Origin of the sequence: Caenimonas terrae, assembly GCF_042655405.1 — a bacterium.
GTDB lineage: Bacteria > Pseudomonadota > Gammaproteobacteria > Burkholderiales > Burkholderiaceae_C > Ramlibacter > Ramlibacter terrae_A.
Genome location: NZ_JBHSMF010000006.1, coordinates 1,045,241 through 1,061,977, shown reverse-complemented (window position 1 = coordinate 1,061,977; position 16,737 = coordinate 1,045,241). Strand labels below are relative to the sequence as shown.

17 protein-coding genes and 1 tRNA gene are annotated in these 16,737 nt (G+C 70.6%); 6 read left to right on the top strand and 12 right to left on the bottom strand.

The window, feature by feature from the left end; translation table 11 throughout:
• The first annotated feature begins 20 nt into the window (after positions 1–20).
• Together serS and ACFPOE_RS11975 are read left to right on the top strand one after the other, a co-directional pair.
• Positions 21–1,331 carry a serine--tRNA ligase gene (gene serS, locus ACFPOE_RS11980; protein WP_376850311.1) on the top strand — a complete coding sequence of 437 codons (1,311 nt, stop codon included), beginning with the start codon at positions 21–23 and terminating at the stop codon, positions 1,329–1,331.
• A 39-nt stretch (positions 1,332–1,370) separates the two neighbouring features.
• A tRNA-Ser gene (locus tag ACFPOE_RS11975) sits at positions 1,371–1,461 on the top strand.
• A gap of 106 nt (positions 1,462–1,567) precedes the next feature.
• Here the strand turns inward: ACFPOE_RS11975 and ccmI are convergent.
• From ccmI to ACFPOE_RS11925, 10 genes are all read right to left on the bottom strand, one after another.
• A complete protein-coding gene (ccmI, locus tag ACFPOE_RS11970; protein WP_376850310.1) occupies positions 1,568–2,806 on the bottom strand; it encodes a c-type cytochrome biogenesis protein CcmI in 1,239 nt (412 codons plus the stop codon).
• Positions 2,803–3,273 (bottom strand): cytochrome c-type biogenesis protein, encoded by a 471-nt coding sequence (locus ACFPOE_RS11965; RefSeq protein ID WP_376850309.1) that lies wholly within the window; start codon positions 3,271–3,273, stop codon positions 2,803–2,805. Before ACFPOE_RS11965 ends, ccmI begins: the two co-directional genes overlap by 4 nt.
• Positions 3,270–3,800: a DsbE family thiol:disulfide interchange protein gene (locus tag ACFPOE_RS11960; protein WP_376850308.1), complete on the bottom strand. Its 531-nt coding sequence runs from the start codon at positions 3,798–3,800 to the stop codon at positions 3,270–3,272. Before ACFPOE_RS11960 ends, ACFPOE_RS11965 begins: the two co-directional genes overlap by 4 nt.
• The gene (locus ACFPOE_RS11955) at positions 3,797–5,752 is read right to left on the bottom strand and encodes a heme lyase CcmF/NrfE family subunit (RefSeq protein ID WP_376850307.1); all 1,956 of its coding nucleotides are present in this window, start codon (positions 5,750–5,752) and stop codon (positions 3,797–3,799) included. Before ACFPOE_RS11955 ends, ACFPOE_RS11960 begins: the two co-directional genes overlap by 4 nt.
• Positions 5,749–6,198: a cytochrome c maturation protein CcmE gene (gene ccmE / locus ACFPOE_RS11950; RefSeq protein ID WP_376850306.1), complete on the bottom strand. Its 450-nt coding sequence runs from the start codon at positions 6,196–6,198 to the stop codon at positions 5,749–5,751. The genes ACFPOE_RS11955 and ccmE overlap by 4 nt, the downstream gene beginning before the upstream one ends.
• On the bottom strand, positions 6,195–6,383 hold the full coding sequence (gene ccmD, locus ACFPOE_RS11945) for a heme exporter protein CcmD (RefSeq protein ID WP_376850305.1): 189 nt from the start codon (positions 6,381–6,383) through the stop codon (positions 6,195–6,197). Before ccmD ends, ccmE begins: the two co-directional genes overlap by 4 nt.
• Positions 6,380–7,126, bottom strand: a complete 747-nt coding sequence (ccmC, locus tag ACFPOE_RS11940) for a heme ABC transporter permease CcmC (protein ID WP_376850304.1) — start codon at positions 7,124–7,126, stop codon at positions 6,380–6,382. The genes ccmD and ccmC overlap by 4 nt, the downstream gene beginning before the upstream one ends.
• Positions 7,123–7,779, bottom strand: a complete 657-nt coding sequence (gene ccmB, locus ACFPOE_RS11935; RefSeq protein WP_376850647.1) for a heme exporter protein CcmB — start codon at positions 7,777–7,779, stop codon at positions 7,123–7,125. The genes ccmC and ccmB overlap by 4 nt, the downstream gene beginning before the upstream one ends.
• Before the next feature lie 5 nt (positions 7,780–7,784).
• Positions 7,785–8,390, bottom strand: a complete 606-nt coding sequence (ccmA, locus tag ACFPOE_RS11930) for a cytochrome c biogenesis heme-transporting ATPase CcmA (RefSeq protein ID WP_376850303.1) — start codon at positions 8,388–8,390, stop codon at positions 7,785–7,787.
• A 176-nt stretch (positions 8,391–8,566) separates the two neighbouring features.
• Positions 8,567–12,886 carry an Lhr family helicase gene (locus ACFPOE_RS11925; protein ID WP_376850302.1) on the bottom strand — a complete coding sequence of 1,440 codons (4,320 nt, stop codon included), beginning with the start codon at positions 12,884–12,886 and terminating at the stop codon, positions 8,567–8,569.
• Between the two features lie 218 nt (positions 12,887–13,104).
• Between ACFPOE_RS11925 and ACFPOE_RS11920 the strand changes: the two genes are divergently transcribed.
• Positions 13,105–13,617 carry a cytochrome b gene (locus ACFPOE_RS11920; protein WP_376850301.1) on the top strand — a complete coding sequence of 171 codons (513 nt, stop codon included), beginning with the start codon at positions 13,105–13,107 and terminating at the stop codon, positions 13,615–13,617.
• Between the two features lies 1 nt (position 13,618).
• On the top strand, positions 13,619–14,566 hold the full coding sequence (locus ACFPOE_RS11915) for a beta-propeller fold lactonase family protein (RefSeq protein WP_376850300.1): 948 nt from the start codon (positions 13,619–13,621) through the stop codon (positions 14,564–14,566).
• Here ACFPOE_RS11915 and xth read toward each other — a convergent pair.
• Positions 14,559–15,347: an exodeoxyribonuclease III gene (gene xth / locus ACFPOE_RS11910; protein WP_376850299.1), complete on the bottom strand. Its 789-nt coding sequence runs from the start codon at positions 15,345–15,347 to the stop codon at positions 14,559–14,561. The two genes, ACFPOE_RS11915 and xth, sit on opposite strands and share 8 nt — an antisense overlap.
• 251 nt (positions 15,348–15,598) lie before the next feature.
• Here xth and ACFPOE_RS11905 point away from each other — a divergent pair, with 251 nt between their 5' ends.
• Positions 15,599–16,015, top strand: a complete 417-nt coding sequence (locus tag ACFPOE_RS11905) for a hypothetical protein (RefSeq protein WP_376850298.1) — start codon at positions 15,599–15,601, stop codon at positions 16,013–16,015.
• Between the two features lie 3 nt (positions 16,016–16,018).
• Here the strand turns inward: ACFPOE_RS11905 and ACFPOE_RS11900 are convergent, their stop codons facing one another.
• A complete protein-coding gene (locus ACFPOE_RS11900) occupies positions 16,019–16,270 on the bottom strand; it encodes a hypothetical protein (RefSeq protein ID WP_376850297.1) in 252 nt (83 codons plus the stop codon).
• A gap of 136 nt (positions 16,271–16,406) precedes the next feature.
• On the opposite strand from ACFPOE_RS11900, the gene ACFPOE_RS11895 reads away from it, so the two are divergent.
• Positions 16,407–16,733 (top strand): hypothetical protein, encoded by a 327-nt coding sequence (locus ACFPOE_RS11895; RefSeq protein ID WP_376850296.1) that lies wholly within the window; start codon positions 16,407–16,409, stop codon positions 16,731–16,733.
• The last annotated feature ends 4 nt before the right edge of the window (positions 16,734–16,737 follow it).

The window sequence follows — 16,737 nt, the reverse complement described above, 5'->3', positions numbered from 1 at the left end:
GCGCCCGATAAAATGGGGCGATGCTAGACATCACCCTGCTTCGAAAAGACCTGGCCTCGGTTGTCGACCGGCTCCAGGCGCGCAAGACGCCGCAAGGCTTTCTGGACGTCGCCGCCTTCACCTCCCTGGAAGCCGAGCGCAAGACGATCCAGAGCCGCTCCGAGGAGCTGCAGGCGCAGCGCAACCAGCTGTCCAAGCAGATCGGCCAGCTCAAGGGCAAGGGCGAGCCGGTCGATGCGCTGATGGCGCAGGTGGCGGCGCTCAAGGAGGAACTGGAGCAATCGGCCGCGCGGCTGGAGCAGGTGCAGCGCGAGCTGCAGGCGCTGCTGCTGGCCGTTCCCAACCTGCCGCACGAGAGCGTGCCGGTGGGCGCCGACGAGACCGGCAACGTCGAAGTGCGCAGGTGGGGCGAGCCGCGCCAGCTGGATTTCGCGGTGCGGGACCACGTGGACCTGGGCGAGCCGCTGGGCCTGTCCTTCGAGCTGGGCGTCAAGCTGGCCGGGTCGCGCTTTTCGGTGATGAAGGGGCCGATCGCGCGGCTGCACCGGGCGCTGGCGCAGTTCATGCTGGACGTGCAGACCACCGAGCATGGCTACACCGAGTGCTACACCCCCTACATCGTGAACGCGGAGACGCTGCGCGGCACCGGCCAGCTGCCCAAGTTCGAGGCCGACCTGTTCGCAGTCAAGAAGGGCGGGCAGGAGGGCGACGAGATGCAGGACGAGGCCGCGCTGTACCTGATCCCGACCAGCGAGGTGACGCTGACCAATTTCGTGCGCGACGAGATCGTGGCCGAGTCGCAGCTGCCGATCCGGCTGACGGCGCACACGGCCTGCTTCCGCTCGGAGGCGGGCAGCGCCGGCCGCGACACCCGCGGGATGATCCGCCAGCACCAGTTCGACAAGGTGGAGATGGTGCAGATCGTGCACCCCGACACCAGCTATGCGACGCTGGACCAGATGGTGGGCCATGCCGAGGCCGTGCTGCAGAAGCTGGGCCTGCCGTACCGGGTGGTGCTGCTGTGCTCCGGCGACATGGGCTTCACCGCCGCCAAGACCTTCGACCTGGAGGTCTGGCTGCCGGCGCAGAACACCTACCGCGAGATCAGCTCGGTCTCCAACTGCGAGACCTTCCAGGCGCGCCGGCTGCAGGCCCGCTTCAAGACCGCCGCCGGCAAGAACGAACTGGTCCATACGCTCAACGGCTCGGGCCTGGCGGTCGGCCGGACGCTGGTGGCGGTGCTGGAGAACTACCAGAACGCCGACGGCTCGGTCACCGTGCCGGACGCCCTGCGCCCCTACCTGGGCGGGCTGGAACGGCTGGCGGCTTGAGTTAGAATTACGGCCTTCGCACCACGCGAACCGAATTCAGGAGCGGTGGCAGAGTGGTCGAATGCGCCGGACTCGAAATCCGGTGTACGGTTATGCCGTACCGTGGGTTCGAATCCCACCTGCTCCGCCACCATCAACGGTCCGACGCTATTGAATCAATAGCGCGGGCCGTTTGCTTTGGGCCCCCGGAAAGCGTATTCGCCACTGTGTTGCCAGCCTGACGGCTTGCGCCTGCCCTACGGCCGCACCTGCGCCACGTTCAGCGTCACGCCGGTGGCGCCGACCTGCACGGTCCGCACCGGCGAGATGAGGTCGCCCGCTTCCGGCATCGCCAGCCCGGAATGGGAGATGCGCGCTTCCACCTGCACCTGGCGGGCGGTGGAGATCAGCGCCTGCGGGTTCATCGCCAGCGAGTCGTCGAGCGTGAACTGCATCGGCAGCTGCGCGCCGCGCACGCGCAGCACAGCCACCGGCATGCGCGATCCCGGCAGGCGGGCGATCACCATCACGGTGTCGTCTGGTGCCATCCTGGAGCGCAGGGCGGGCGCCAGGTCCACCGTGCCGCTGACGCTGGCCGCCGCTGGGGCCGCTGGCTTGTCCTGCTTGGCCGGCTCGGCGGCCTGCGCGACCGCCGTCCCGGCGCCAGCACCGCCGGCGCGACCCCGGACGTCGTCGATGGCCGTCTGCAGCATGCGGGCGTCTTCCGATCCCGGCGGCAGCTGCTGCATCAGGCCGTTCCAGATCGTCAGCGCCTTGTCCGATTGGCCGGCCCGCATGGCCGCCGTGCCGGCCAGCCACAGCGCCATCGGATTGCGCGGATCGACCCGCAGGGCCCGCTCGATCAGCCGCGTGGGCTTGCCGGCGAAGTTGCCCCCGGCGTTGGCGGCGGCCACGTCGGCGTAGTCGGCCAGCATCTGGGCGTCGGCATCGAGGAAGGCGCCGGCCCGGTCGTAGGCCCGCTCCGCCTCCGGTCCCCGGCCCAGCACCTTGTACGAGCGTCCCAGCATCGCCCAGCCCTTGAGGTTGGACGGCTCCCGCTCCAGCTTGGCCGCCAGGTTGGCCACCATCCGCTCCACCTCCGCCTCCTGCGGGGCGGTCGCGGCGGCGACCGCCTGCGGCCTCAGGCTGGCCGGGTTGCCGATCGCGTAGTACAGGCCGAAGGCGGCGACCGGCAGCGCCAGCGCGATCGCCGCCAGCGTGCGGCGCGGCGCCCGCAGGCCGGGCGCGGCATCGGCCGGCGCCGTGTCCTGCAGCACGCGGCGCTGCAGTTCCTCGCGGGCCTGGGCGTGGTCCGGCGCGTCGATGGTGCCGTCGGCCAGGTCCTGGTCCAGCCGGGCCAGCTGTTCGCGCAGGATCGCGCTATTGAGCTGGCGGTGCGACAGCGCCGAGGCGGCGCCGATCCGCACCAGGGGCCGCAGCAGCAGGGCCAGCGTCACCAACACGGCCAGCGCCGCAGCCACGATGAATCCGGTCATTGCCCGCCCTCTTGCAGCAGCGCCTGGGCGCGGCTGCGTTCGTCGCTCGTCAACACATCCCGGCCGGCGGCACGCTCGCGCCGGCGCAGGTACACCAGCAGCACCACCACCGCCACCGCCATCAGCAGGAACGGTCCGGACCACAGCAGCCAGGTGGTGGGCTTGACCGGCGGGCGGTACAGAACGAAGTCGCCATAGCGGCTGACCATGAAATCGCGGATCTCGGCGTCGCTGCGCCCCGCGCGGATCAGCTCGCGGATCTCGCGGCGCAGGTCCAGCGCCAGGTCGGCGCGCGAGGCGGCCAGCGATTCGTTCTGGCAGACCAGGCAGCGCATCTCCTGAGAGATGTCGATCAGGCGCTGTTCCACCACCGGATCCTCGGCCAGCGGCGTGGCCTCCTTGGCCCAGCCGGGCGCGCCGGCGAGCAGCAGGACCACGAGCAGCAGCAAGGCGCCGATGTGCTTCACGATCTGTTCAGCTCCTGGATCAGCGGCAGGATGGTCTTGTCCAGCGCCTCGGCGGTGATGGGGCCGATCTGCTTGTGGCGGATCACGCCGTTCTTGTCGATCACGAAGGTCTCGGGCACGCCGTACACGCCGTAGTCGATCCCGACCCGGCCGTCGCCGTCGAAGGCCGACAGGTTGTACGGGTCGCCGTTCTTCTGCAGGAAGCTCAGCGCGTCGCTGCGCTTGTCCTTGTAGTCCAGGCCGATCACCGGCACCACCCGGGAGGCGGCAAGCTGCACCAGCAAGGGATGCTCCACCCGGCAGGCCACGCACCAGGAGGCCCAGACATTGAGCATCCAGACCTTGCCCTTCATGTCGGCCGGCGAGAAGGCCTGGCCGGCCTGCGCCAGTTGCGCCACCTGGAAGGGCGGCGCCGGCTTGTTCACCAGCGGCGAGGGCACCTCGTGCGGATCGCGCTGCAGGCCGACCGCCAGGAAGGCCAGCAGCACGCCGAACAGCGCCAGCGGCAGCAGGAACCGGACCTTCATGCGCTCGCCCCCTGCAGCGGCGTCACCGGCACCGGCACGGGAGCCGCGGCCTGGACCCGCAGCCGGTAGCGGCGGTCCGACAGCGCGCACAGGCCGCCCAGCGCCATCACCAGGCAGCCGCCCCAGATCCAGTCGACGAAGGGCTTGTAGTACACCCGCACGGCCCAGGCCTGGCCTTCCAGCGGTTCGCCCAGCGAGACGTAGACGTCGCGGGTGAGGCCCGCGTCGATCGCCGCATCGGTGATCGGCATCTGCGAGGAGAAGTAGGTCCGCTTCTCGGGATACAGGCGGATCACCCTGCCGCCCCGGCTCACCTCGAACTCGCCGCGCGCCGCACTGTAGTTGGGCCCGGCGACGCTGCGCACGCCGATGAAGCGGAAGTCGTGGCCGCCGACCCGGGTGGTGTCGCCCGGCTCCATCCGCACGTCCTGCTCCTCCTGGTAGCCGCCCACCAGGGTCACGCCCATCACGAACACGGCCACGCCCAGATGCCCCAGCTGCATGCCCCAGAAGGCCATCGGCGGCACGCCCAGCTTCAGCCGGGCGATGATCTGCAGGACCATGGAGGCGCCGATCCAGACCGACAGCAGCGTGCCCAGCCCGGTCAGCACCGTCCAGCCGCCCATCGCCAGCGGGATGGCGACCGCGCCGATGACGGCCAGCACGCCGGCCAGCCACAGCCGGCGTGCCATGGCGCGCACGTCGGCGTGCTTCCAGCGCGCCAGCGGCACGGCCGCCATCAGGAACAGCGCCGGCGCCATCAGCGGCACGAACACCGAATTGAAGTACGGCGGGCCGACCGAGATCTTGCCCAGGTTGAGCGAATCGATGATCAGCGGATAGAGCGTTCCCAGCAGCACCGAGGCGCAGGCCACCACCAGCAGCACGTTGCCCACCAGCAGCAGCGTCTCGCGCGACATCAGCGCGAAGGAGCCGCCCAGCGCCACCTTGGGCGCGCGCCAGGCGAACAGGGCCAGCGATGAGCCCACCACCAGCGCCAGCAGCAGCAGGATGAAGATGCCGCGGCGCGGGTCGGTGGCAAAGGCGTGCACCGAGGTCAGCACGCCCGAACGCACCAGGAAGGTCCCCAGCAGCGACAGCGAGAAGGCGCCGATCGCCAGCAGCACCGTCCAGCTCCTGAAGCTGCCGCGCTTGTCGGTCACCGCCAGCGAATGCAGCAGCGCGGTGCCCAGCAGCCAGGGCAGGAAGGAGGCGTTCTCCACCGGATCCCAGAACCACCAGCCGCCCCAGCCCAGCGTGTAGTACGCCCACCACGAGCCCATGGCGATGCCGACGGTGAGGAACACCCAGGCCATGGTGGTCCAGGGCCGCGACCAGCGGGCCCAGGCCGCGTCCAGCCGGCCGGACAGCAGCGCCGCGATGGCGAACGCGAACGCCACCGAGAAGCCCACGTAGCCCATGTAGAGCATCGGCGGATGGAACACCAGCCCCGGGTCCTGCAACTGCGGATTGAGGTCGCGGCCGTTCTCGGCCGCCGGCAGCAGGCGCTCGAAGGGATTGGAGGTGAGCAGGATGAACAGCAGCAGTCCGGTGGCCACCAGCCCCAGCACGCCCAGCACCCGCGCCACCATGGTCTCGTCCAGCGAGCGCGACAACTGGGCCACCGCCACCGTCCAGCCCGCCAGCATCAGCATCCACAGCAGCAGCGAGCCTTCGTGGCCGCCCCATACCGCCGCCAGCCGGTAGACCGTCGGCAGCAGCGCATTGGAGTGCTCGGCCACGTACAACACCGAGAAGTCGTTGACGTAGAAGCTCCAGGCCAGCGCGGCGAACGCCGCCGCCACCAGCACGAAGAAGGCCTGCGCCGCCGGCCGCGCCAGCACCACCCATTCGCGCCGCTGCCAGTGGACACCGGCCAGCGGCAGCGTGCCGAGCACGGCGGCCACGCACAGCGACAGGATCAGGGCGAAGTGCCCGAGTTCGGCAATCATGGCTGCGGTGCTCCTTGGGTCTTGCCGGTCTTGCTGGCCCGGTCCAGTGCGGCCTGTGCCTGCGGCGGCATGTAGTTCTCGTCGTGCTTGGCCAGCACCTCGGAGGCGGTGAACTGGCCGTCCGGGCCGAGCCGGCCCTGCACCACCGCGCCCTTGCCCTCCTTGAACAGGTCCGGCAGGATGCCGGTGTAGGCCACCGGGATCTCCCGGGCCAGGTCGGTGACGACGAAGTGCACGGTGAGGTTGTCGCGCCTGAGCGACCCTTCCTTGACCAGCCCGCCGATGCGAAACGCCTGGCCATGGGGCGACTTGCCGGCGGCGACATCGCTGGGCGTGACGTACAGCGCGATGTTGCTGTTGAGCGCGTTGAGCACCAGCGCCGCGGCGATGCCCACCGCCGCCAGTGCGGCCGCGACGATTGCGCCGCGCTTCTTCCATCCCTTCATGGCGATTGCTCCTGCAGCCGGTCGGCCATCAGTTGCTGGCGCAGGCTGCGCAGCACGGCGCCGTGGCGCTTGCCCACCAGCAGCGTTTCCAGTGCCAGCGCCAGCGCGCAGGCGCCGAAGCTGCCCCACACGTACAGCGCGTAGCCGCCCATGGCGAAGAAGTCGGCAGCCGAGCGCCAGTTCATGCGGCCGCCTGGGCGAATTCGCGCGCCCACCCGGTGTGGGCCTCGCGCTCCAGGATGATGGCGCGCAGGCGCTTGAGCGCCATCGCGATCGCGTACATCCAGAAGCACAGCGCCATCAGCAGCATGCCCCACAGCATGGTCTGCGCCATCGAGGGTGCGCGCGTCAGCGACACCGACGCGCCCTGGTGCAGCGTGTTCCACCACTTGACCGAGAAATAGATCACCGGCACGTTGACCGCCCCGACCAGCGCCAGGATGGCGCCGGCCTTGTCGGCGCGGCGCGGATCGTCGATCGCCGCCTGCAGCGCGATGAAGCCCAGGTACAGGAACAGCAGCACCAGCTCGGACGTCAGGCGCGCATCCCACACCCACCAGGTGCCCCACATCGGCTTGCCCCAGAAGGCGCCGGTCCACAGCGACAGGAAGGCCATCAGCGCGCCGGTGGGCGCCAGCGCCTGCGCCATCATGGCCGACAGCCGGGTGTTCAGCGCCAGCCCGATGCCGGCCCAGGCGGCCATCGCCAGGTAGATCACCATCGACATCCACGAGGCGGGCACGTGCACGAAGATGATGCGGTAGCCCTCGCCCTGGGTCGCATCGGTCGGCGCGACGAAGAAGCTGACCCACAGGCCGGCGACGCCAAACAGCACCGCCAGCGCCGCGAACCAGGGAATCAGCTTGCCCGCCACCGGATAGAAGCCGGCCGGGCTGGCGAAGCGGAACCAGTGGACGACGCGGTTCATTCCAGTGCGATCCTCAGGGCCGCCGTGGTCGCCAGCGGCGCGAAAAACAGCGACAGCACCAGCAGCGCGCCCAGCAGCGACAGGTGGCCCGACGCGCCCTGGCCCGAGGCCTGCGCCTGCACCGCGCCGGCGCCGAAGATCAGCGCGGGGATGTACAGGGGCAGCACCAGCAGGCTCAGGAGCACGCCGCCGCCGCGCACGCCGAGCGTGAGCGCCGCGCCGATCGAGCCGATCAGCGACAGCACCGGGGTGCCCAGCAGCAGGCCCAGCGCCAGCACCCCCAGGCCGCCGGCGTCGAGGTCGAACTGCATGCCCAGCAAGGGCGCCAGCAACACCAGCGGCAGGCCGCAGACCAGCCAGTGGGCCAGGTTCTTGCCGCCCACCAGCAGCGCCAGCGGCGTCGGCGACAGCAGCATCTGCTCCAGCGTGCCGTCGGCGTGGTCGGCCGCGAACATCCGCTGCAGGCCCAGCATGGTCGCCAGCAGGGCGGCCACCCACAGCACTCCCGGCGCGATCTTGCGCAGCAGCGCCGGCTCCGGCCCGACGCCCAGCGGGAACAGGCTGGTGACGATGACGAAGAACAGCAGTGCCGTCAGCACCTCGGTCTTGCGCCGCATGGCCAGCAACAGGTCGCGATGGATCACGGCGAGCATCGCCTTCACAGGTCGAGCGCCTTGCCGTCGGCGATCGGGATCGGCTGGTGGCTGGTGACCACCGCCATCCCGCCGTCGGCAAGATGGTCGTGCAGCAGCTCGGACAGCATGGAGACCCCCTTCGCATCCAGCGCGGTGAAGGGTTCGTCCAGCACCCAGAGCCTGGCCTTGCGCGTGAGCATGCGTGCCAGCAGCACGCGCCGCTTCTGGCCGGCCGACAGGAAGCGCACCGGCAGCTCGTCGCGGCCCTGCAGGCCGACACGGCGCAGCGCCGACACCACATCGGCGCGCGGCGGCGAAGCGCCGTCCAGCGCGCCGGCCAGCTCGATGTTCTCCAGCGCGGTGAGATCGTCCTTGAGCGCGCCCTGGTGGCCCAGGAACAGCAGATCGCTGCGGTAGGCGGCAGAACAGTCGGCGATGGGCTTGCCTTGCCAGCGGACCTCCCCCTGCGCGGGCGGCGACAGGCCGGCCAGCAGCCGCAGCAGGCTGGTCTTGCCGGCGCCGTTGGCGCCGCGCACGTGCAGCCACTGGCCCCGCTCGACCGCCAGGTCAACGCCGCTGAACAAGGGCCGTTCGCCGCGAACGCAGGCCAGTCTGATGCCACACAACATGCGCTTGATTGTGGGCAACGGCCCGGGTCCCGTCAACAAACGGCCGAGCGCTTCGGTGCGCGTCGACGCCGGGATCGCTGTGGCGCAGGAAAGTGTTGTTCCTCGCACACGGCCCAGTCGCGCAGGCCGGTTCACCAGGCCGTCGTGCTCGAAGCCGCGCCTGGCTGCGCCAGTGCTCACGACATTCCCGGCGGCGGCACCAGGTAGCTGGCGGGCTGCTGGCGCCGGATCAGCAGGTTCTTCACCTCCCACTGCACCGGCGCTTCCAGCTCCTTGAGGAAGCGGATGTCGCCGCCGCTTTGCACCGCGATCGGCACGCCGCCTTCCCACAGCAGCCGGTTGCCGGGCAGGCGCGGCACCTTGTCGTCCGGCGTCAGGATGCCGGCCAGGTTCAGCGGGTCCACCGCGGAGATGGCGACCCGCTCGCGCCCCGGCTCCCGGGCGGTCTTGCGCAGGGCGGCCGCGGCTTCGGGCAGCGCGAACTGCTCGCCCGAGAAGCCGCTGACGAAGCGGCCGCCGCGCACCTCGCCGCGCGCTTCCAGCCGGCGCAGCACGTAATACAGCTCGCGCCACGGCGGCAGGCCGTCCTCGCGCTCCAGCAGCTTGCGAAACAGCACGCCATAGCGGCGCAGCAGCACGCGGGCGATGTGCTCCACGTGCGGCTCGGCCAGCGCGCCGGGCACGTCGGCCGGCGGCCGCGAGCGCCGGGTGAGCGACCAGCGGCCCGCATCGTCCATCGGGTCGTGCGCGCTGCGCCGGCGCCGCAGCTTGTTGCGCTTGTCTTCCGGCATCACCAGCGCGCGCAGCCCGGCGAAGGAATCGCAGCTGGCCAGGCCGTGCGCGACCAGTTCGGCCAGGCCCTGTTCCACCTGCGTGCCCAGCAGCCTGGCGTCATGCTGCAGGTCGGCAAAGAAGCTCGCGCCGTGGAAGCGCAGCGCGGCAAGCACCTGGCGCGCGCTGCCGGAGAGCGCCGATTCGTCCACCGGCGCCGCGCCGGCGGCCTGCTGCCAATGGGGCAGGGCGTCGCGCTCGCACAGCAGCACCGGGGTGCCGCGGATCGGGCCGGTCTTGCGCGGCACGCGTTCCTCCTCGCCGGACCGGACGACTTGCTCGCCCGCGGCCTGGCCGACGGTGGGCCGCCACCAGGCGACGCGCCCGACGGCGCACAGCTTGTCCAGCATCGCCGGCGTGTAGTCGTCGACGCGCGCCGTCAGCAGGTCTTCTTCCCAGGCGGAGGCCGGCGCCGCATGGCCTTCCAGCTGCCGCAGCACCTCGGCCAGGCCGGCCTCGCCTTCGCGGCGCTCGTCGCCCTCGCTGGTGGCGAGCTGGTGCCAGCGGAACAGGAAGCGCATGAACTGCGCCGGCGGCACCGGCTGGAATTCGGCCCGCAGCTTGTCGCGCGTGTTGCGGTGGATGCGCGCCAGCAGCCGCCGGTCGCACCACTCGTCGGCGCCGGCGGCGCTGAAGGCGCCGCGCATCGCGGCGCCTTCGGCTTCCAGCCGCAGCAGCGCGGGCAGCACGTCGGCCGCGCCCATCCCCAGCGGCGCGGCCAGCACCTGCGCCGTCACCGGGCCCAGCAGCTCCAGCCGGCCGCGCAGGATCTCGCACAGCGCCTGCTCCGGTGACGGGCGATCGGCGCAGCTCGGCTCGATGGCCGGCACCAGCGGCGCATTCGGATACAGCGCGCGCCATTCGTGCAGCCGCTCGGCCGCGACGTACAGATCGCCCAGGCGCGTGATGCGGCGCTGCGCTTGCAGCGCCTGTACGAACTGCGGAAAGGGCGCTTCGTCGGCCGCGAGAAAGCCGTGCACCACCAATGCGTCATGCAGTTCCTCGGCGTCGCGGATGTCGGGCCAGGCGTCCTCGCGCACCTGCGCGATCACCAGCGGGTCGAGCTTGCCGATGTCCTGCGCGGTCTGCAGGTCCATCAGCGGCCGCGTGCTCACGGCCTTGGTGCGGCGTTCCTCGGCGGCGCCGTCGTCCAGGAAGGCATAGGGGCGGGCGTTGAGGATCGCGTATGCCAGCGGCGAGGGCGCGGCCAGGTCGCGGCAGCTGATGGCCACTTCGCCGCTTTCGATGCGCGCCAGCAGGCGCACCAGCCCGTCGGCGTCCATGGTCTCGTGCAGGCAGTCGTGCAGTGTCTGGTTCACCAGCGGATGGTCCGGGATCTCGCGCTCGCCCACCAGGTTTTCGCCGCACGCGAGCTGGTCCGGAAAGACGACGGTCAGCAGGTCTTCCGCATCCGAGCGCTGGAACTGCGGCGGCACCTTGCGCCCGCCGTTCATGCGCCGGATCGCCAGCGAGGCGGTGGCGTTCCAGCGCCAGCGGGTGCCGAACATCGGCGCGTCCAGCAGGGCCTGGACCAGCACCTCGCGCGCGCTGGCCGACTTCAGGTAATGCTGCACCTCGTCGAGTGCGAAGCTGTGGCTCGGGCCCAGCGACAGCACGATGCTGTCCTCCAGCGCGCTGGCCTGCAGTTCGAAGTTGAACTTGCGGCACATGCGCTTGCGCAGCGCCAGGCCCCAGGCCTTGTTGATGCGCGAGCCGTACGGCGAGTGGATCACCAGGTGGGTGTCGCCGACCTGGTCGAAGAAGCGCTCGAACACGATGTGGCTGCGGGTGGGCAGGACGCCGAGCGCGGCTTTCGCGGACGCCAGGTACAGCGCGAGCTGCTGCGCCGCCGCCGCCGGCAGCCGCAGGTCGTCGCGCAGCCATTGCTCGCAGGCGGCCACGCCGCCGGCCAGGCGGGCGTCCGCCTGCTCGCACACGCGCGACACCGCCTCGCACAGTTCGTCGGTGCGGCCCAGCGTTTCGCCCAGCCAGAACGGCATGGTCGGCGCCTGGCCCCTGGCGTCTTCCACCATCACCTTGCCGGTCTCCACCTTGGCGATGCGGTAGGACGCGTTGCCCAGCTGGAAGATGTCGCCGGGCAGGCTTTCGAAGGCGAAGTCCTCGTTGAGCGTGCCGACCTTGTGCCCTTCGGGCTGCAGCACCACCTCGTAGTCGAACTGGTCCGGGATCACGCCGGCGTTGGTCACCGCCGCCAGCCGGGCCCCGCGCCGTGCCCGCAGCATGCGGTTGACGGCGTCGTAGTGCAGGTAGGCGCCGCGCCGCCCGCGCCGGGTGCTGTAGCCGTCGGCCAGCATCTGCACCACCTGCTCGAACTCGCGCAGCGTCAGGTCACGGTATGGCTGCGCGCGCCGCAGGCATTCATACAGCGCGTCCAGCGGCCATTCGCGGCAGGCGGTCTCGGCGATGATGTGCTGCGCCAGCGCGTCCAGCGGCTTGGCCGGGACCCGGATGCGATCGAGCTCGCCGCGTTCCACGGCGTCGAGCAGCGCGGTGCATTCCAGCAGGTCGTCCAGCGCCAGCGGGAACAGGCGCCCCTTGGGGATCGCGCCGATCGCGTGGCCGGCGCGGCCGACCCGCTGCAGCAAGGCGTTGACGGCGCGCGGCGAGCCGACCTGGCACACCAGGTCGATGTCGCCGATGTCGATGCCCAGTTCCAGCGAGCTGGTGGCCACCAGCACCTTGAGCTCGCCCTGCTTGAGCCGCTGTTCGGCCTGCAGCCGGTGCTCGCGCGCCAGGCTGCCGTGGTGGGCGGTGACGTGCTCCTCGCCGAGCCGCTCGGCCAGGTGGCGTGCGACCCGCTCCGCGGTGCGGCGCTGGTTGACGAAGATCAGCGTGGTGCGGTGCTGCGCGACCAGTTCGGCCAGCCGGTCATACATCTCGGCCCAGACTTCGGTGGGCATCACCGCCGTCAAAGGCGAACGCGGCACCTCGATGGCCAGGTCGCGCTTGCGGATGTGGCCCGCGTCGACGATGGTTGCCGTTTCCTCGCGCTGGCCGACCAGGAACTGCGCCATCTCCTGCAGCGGCTTGACCGTTGCGGACAGGCCGATGCGCACCGGCGGCTGCCGGCACAGGGCGTCGAGCCGCTCCAGCGACAGCATCAGGTGCGAGCCGCGCTTGCTGCCGGCCACCGCATGCAGCTCGTCGACGATCACGCTGCGGACCGAACCCAGCATGGCGCGGCCCGACTCCGAACTGAGCAGGATGTACAGCGATTCCGGCGTCGTCACCAGGATGTGGGGTGGCTTGCGCCGCGTGCGCTCGCGTTCCGCGGTCGGCGTGTCGCCGGTGCGCACTGCGGCGCGGATGCCGGCGTCGGGCAGGCCCAGCGCCGCCAGCTGCGCGCCGATGCCGGCCAGCGGCTCCTGCAGGTTCTTGCGGATGTCGTTGGACAGGGCCTTGAGCGGCGACACGTACAGCACGTAGACCTGGTCGGCCAGCGGCGCCTGCAGTCCTGCGCGCACCAGCTCGTCGATCGCCGACAGGAATGCCGCCAGCGTCTTGCCCGAGCCGGTGGGCGCCGCGATCAGCGCATGGCGGCGCTGCGAGGTGACGGCCCAGGCCTGCACCTGGACCTCGGTGGGCGCGCCGAAGCGGCCTTTCAGCCAGGTGGAAACTGCGGGGTGGAACGGGAGCGGCGACACCCCCGTATTTTCGTTGGTTGGCACGCGCCGCGCGGGGGACGGGCCCAGTGTCCCTGCCGGGTGCCGGAAGTTCGCCCGATGGCCGCAAGGTCGCACGTGTGCTGCGATGCCGATATAGTTTGAACAGAACGACATTTTTCGTGGGGCGGTTATTGCTGCCGAGCAGGAAATCCGACACCGTGTCCGCATCAATGCCCTCCCTGACTCATTCCCGCAGCGTGACCATCGCATTCCATTGGCTGGTGGCGGCCTCGGTGGCCGGCCAGCTGGTGCTGGGCTGGTGGATGCGCACCGTGCCCAAGAGTCCGCCCGGCTTGCGGGCCGGCTGGTTCAACCTGCACAAGTCGATCGGGCTGACGATCGCGCTGGTCGTGCTGGCGTGGCTGCTGGCGCGCCGCCGCGGCGACGCAGCGGACCCGCTGCCGCGCTGGCAGCGCATCGCCGCCCGCGTCAACCACGCGCTGCTGCTGGCGACGCTGCTCGCGCTTGCCGTCTCCGGCTACCTCGGTTCGTCCTTCACTGCCTATCCGGTGCTGTACTTCGGCCGGGCGCTGCCGCAATGGGGGCATGACTGGCCGGCCGGCAAGGAAGCGATGTCGACACTGCATCTGCTGGCCGTGTGGCTGCTGATGTCCCTGCTGGTGCTGCACATCGCCGCCGCGCTGTGGCACTGGTTCAACGGCCATGCGTCGGCGCGGCGCATCGGCCTGCCGCGATTGCGAGGATCCTGACATGCGAACTGCCCTGACCGTCCTGGCCGCCTGGATGGCGCTGGCCTGCGCGAGCCCCGCCCGGGCCGCGCCCTTCGCCTACGTGAGCAACGAGAAGTCGGGGTCGATCAGCGTGATCGACGTCGCGACCGACACCACGCTGGAGCCCATCGTGCTGGGCGGCAAGCCGCGCGGCATCGTGGTGCACCCGGCGCGCGGCGTGCTGTACGTGAGCGACCAGCCCTCGGGCAGCCTGGTGGAAGTGGACCTGGCCACCCGCGCCGTGCTGCGCCGCATCGCCCTGGGCGAATCGCCCGAGGGCCTGGGCATCTCGGCCGACGGCAGCATGGTCGCGGCCGCCATCGAACTGACCAACAGCGTGCTGCTGGTGGACACGGCGCGCGGCGCCGTGATCGCGAAGATTCCCACCGAAGGCAAGAACCCGGAGCATGCGGAGTTCTCTCCCGACGGCCGCTGGATCTACGTCAGCGCCGAAGAGGCCAGCCAGGTCGACGTCATCGACGTGCAGGCGCGCCGGCAGGTGGCGTCGATCCAGGTGGGCAAGCGGCCGCGCGGTCTGGCGTTCACGCCGGACGGCAGCAAGGTGTACGTCGCATGCGAACTGGAGAGCATGGTCTATGCGATCGACGTGGCGACGCGCAAGGTGCTGGCGACGGTGCGGGCCGGCGAATTTTCCAACGGCGTCACCGTGCGGCCCGACGGCCAGCGGGTCTACGTGTCCGCCGGCCGCGGCGCCAGCGTCAGCGCGATCGACCCGGCCAGCCAGCGGGTGGTGGCCAGCATCCCGGTCGGCCAGCGGCCCTGGAACATGGCGATCTCGCCGGACGGCGGCAAGCTTTATGTCGCCAACGGCCGCTCGAATTCGGTGTCGGTGATCGACACCGCCAGCAACCGGAAGCTGGCCGACGTCGCGGTGGGCGAACTGCCCTGGGGCGTGGCGATCAGGTAACGGCGCCGGCGCCGGGCGCCAGCCGGACCCACACCGGCGCGTGGTCGCTGGGCTTGTCGCGGCCGCGGTGCGCGCTGTCCACTTCGGCCGCCTCCAGCCGGCCTGCCAGCGCCGGGCTCAGCAGCAGGAAGTCCATCCGAAAGCCCGCGTTGCGCGCAAACGCGGCGGCGTTGACCCAGAAGGTGTAGATGCGTTCGTCGGGATGCAGCTTGCGGCTGGCATCGATCCAGCCCTGGGCCAGCAGCCGCTGGTAGGCGGCGCGGGTCTGCGGTTGCAGCACGGCGTCCAGGCGCCACGGCCAGGGGTTGTAGATGTCGAAGTCGGTGGGCACCACGTTGAAGTCGCCGGCCAGCACCACCGGCAGGCCGGAGTCGACCAGCCCGCGCGCATGCTCGATCAGGCGTTCGAACCAGGCCAGCTTGTAGTCGAAGCGGGGGCCGGGCTGGGGATTGCCGTTGGGCAGGTACACCGAGGCGACCCGCAGGCCCATCACGTCCGCTTCCAGATAGCGGGCCTCGCGGTCGGCGTCGTCGCCGGGCAGGCCGCGCTGTACCTCCCTGGGCACCTGGCCGCGCGCCAGGATCGCCACGCCGTGGTGCGACGGCTGGCCATGCCAGATGGCGCCGTAGCCGGCGGCTTCGATCGCCTTGGCGGGGAAGCGGGCGTCGGCTGTCTTGATCTCCTGCAGGCAGGCAATGTCAGGCGCGCTTTCGTCCAGCCATTCGAGCAGCTGCGGCAGGCGGCCGTTGACGCCGTTGACGTTGAAGCTCGCGAGCTTCAAGGGGCTGCTGGCTTCATGCCCGGGAGCTCGTCCTCGCAGGCGCTGAAGTCCTCGACCTGCAACCGGGCGATGTGGCTGTCGTCCACCATGTTTTTGCCTTCTCAAAACATCTCGAGAATAGGCACGCGTCGCATCCGCGGGTGTAGGCCAGCGCCGGTTCCGGTGGCCGACGCGTGCAGCCTCGTTCACCTGGATGACGAATCGATACATGTCCTGCGCGTACGGCGGCGCACGAAAATTAAGATAAAAGGATGAACCAGCTGCCATCGACCCAGGAGCGGGAGATCGACATCGTGCTTGCGCGCGATGCGGGCGCGGATCCAGGCACGCCTTTCGACGCCAGCTCCACTACCGTGTTCCAGGCCAGGATGAAGCGCGCGCCGGTGTGGTTCTGTTCCTTCCTGGCCGGCAACAGCCGCGAGAAGCGCCGGCTGCAGGACGAACTGGCGCGGATGAAGGGTGCCTGGCCGCTGCTGATGAAGCAGCGCCGCGGCGGCAAGTGGACGCCCGAGGAGAAGGCCCGGCTCAAGGACATGGTGCGCTCGGCATCGGCGGTCAGTCCCTACCTGTTCATCTGGGCGCTGCCGGGCTCGGTGCTGCTGCTGCCGCTGCTGGCATGGTTCCTCGACCGGCAGCGCAAGCACCGGCTGCGCCAGCGCAAGTCCTGAGGCTCAGCGGCGGTGCCGGGCGGCGCGCTCGGCCTCGACGTCCGCGAAGTCGGTGGTTTCGGTCGGCACCCAGAATTCGTTTTTCCCGGCGTCGCGGCCGGCCTCGCGCGGCTGCTCGGTCGGGCCGCCGAACATCGTGGTGTCGCTGCCGTATTGCTGCGAGCCGGGGGCGTCTGGCGCCGGCGTGAACGCCTTGACGACGGCCCGCCAGGCGCGGGCCATGGCCGCTGCGAAGGTGCTGGGCTCGGGGTTCATGCCACGTCATTTCAGCACGAAGCCGCGCGCTTCGCCAGCAGAGGCGCCCGGATAGAATCGCCGTTTTCACGAGCAGGACCTCAGGGAGCGACATGGCGGGACGAGAAGCATCGGCATTGCGGCCCGACGGAACACCATGAGCCGCGTGATCCGCCTCGATCAGTTCCTGCCGGTTGAGAAGAGCAAGTTCCTGGCGGCGCTGGAATCGGCCGGCGTCGAGGCGGCCCGCTTCGAGGTGTCCAAGATGGAGATCTCGCCGCCCCTGATGCCGGGCAACGTCACGGCGCTGGTGACGGTCAAGCTGGCCGCCAGCGCGCTCGCCTTCAGCTACGAGGACGCCGCCGGCAGCAGCTGGGTGACGGCGTTCGAGGAAGACCTGGCCGCCGGGCGCTTCGCCGGCCACGCCGGCGGCGCCAGTGGCGCCGCGTCCGATCCCGACCTGCTGGCCAGCGACCGGGCCTGAGGCG

Excerpts from the sequence above, each read along its gene's own strand:
- serS (WP_376850311.1), top strand. The coding sequence starts at position 21 with ATGCTAGACATCACCCTGCTTCGAAAAGACCTGGCCTCGGTTGTCGAC.
- ccmI (WP_376850310.1), bottom strand. The coding sequence starts at position 2,806 with ATGACCGGATTCATCGTGGCTGCGGCGCTGGCCGTGTTGGTGACGCTG.
- ACFPOE_RS11960 (WP_376850308.1), bottom strand. The coding sequence starts at position 3,800 with ATGAAGGTCCGGTTCCTGCTGCCGCTGGCGCTGTTCGGCGTGCTGCTG.
- ACFPOE_RS11955 (WP_376850307.1), bottom strand. The coding sequence starts at position 5,752 with ATGATTGCCGAACTCGGGCACTTCGCCCTGATCCTGTCGCTGTGCGTG.
- ccmE (WP_376850306.1), bottom strand. The coding sequence starts at position 6,198 with ATGAAGGGATGGAAGAAGCGCGGCGCAATCGTCGCGGCCGCACTGGCG.
- ccmD (WP_376850305.1), bottom strand. The coding sequence starts at position 6,383 with ATGAACTGGCGCTCGGCTGCCGACTTCTTCGCCATGGGCGGCTACGCG.
- ccmC (WP_376850304.1), bottom strand. The coding sequence starts at position 7,126 with ATGAACCGCGTCGTCCACTGGTTCCGCTTCGCCAGCCCGGCCGGCTTC.
- ccmB (WP_376850647.1), bottom strand. The coding sequence starts at position 7,779 with ATGCTCGCCGTGATCCATCGCGACCTGTTGCTGGCCATGCGGCGCAAG.
- ccmA (WP_376850303.1), bottom strand. The coding sequence starts at position 8,390 with ATGTTGTGTGGCATCAGACTGGCCTGCGTTCGCGGCGAACGGCCCTTG.
- ACFPOE_RS11915 (WP_376850300.1), top strand. The coding sequence starts at position 13,619 with ATGCGAACTGCCCTGACCGTCCTGGCCGCCTGGATGGCGCTGGCCTGC.
- ACFPOE_RS11905 (WP_376850298.1), top strand. The coding sequence starts at position 15,599 with ATGAACCAGCTGCCATCGACCCAGGAGCGGGAGATCGACATCGTGCTT.
- ACFPOE_RS11900 (WP_376850297.1), bottom strand. The coding sequence starts at position 16,270 with ATGAACCCCGAGCCCAGCACCTTCGCAGCGGCCATGGCCCGCGCCTGG.
- ACFPOE_RS11895 (WP_376850296.1), top strand. The coding sequence starts at position 16,407 with ATGAGCCGCGTGATCCGCCTCGATCAGTTCCTGCCGGTTGAGAAGAGC.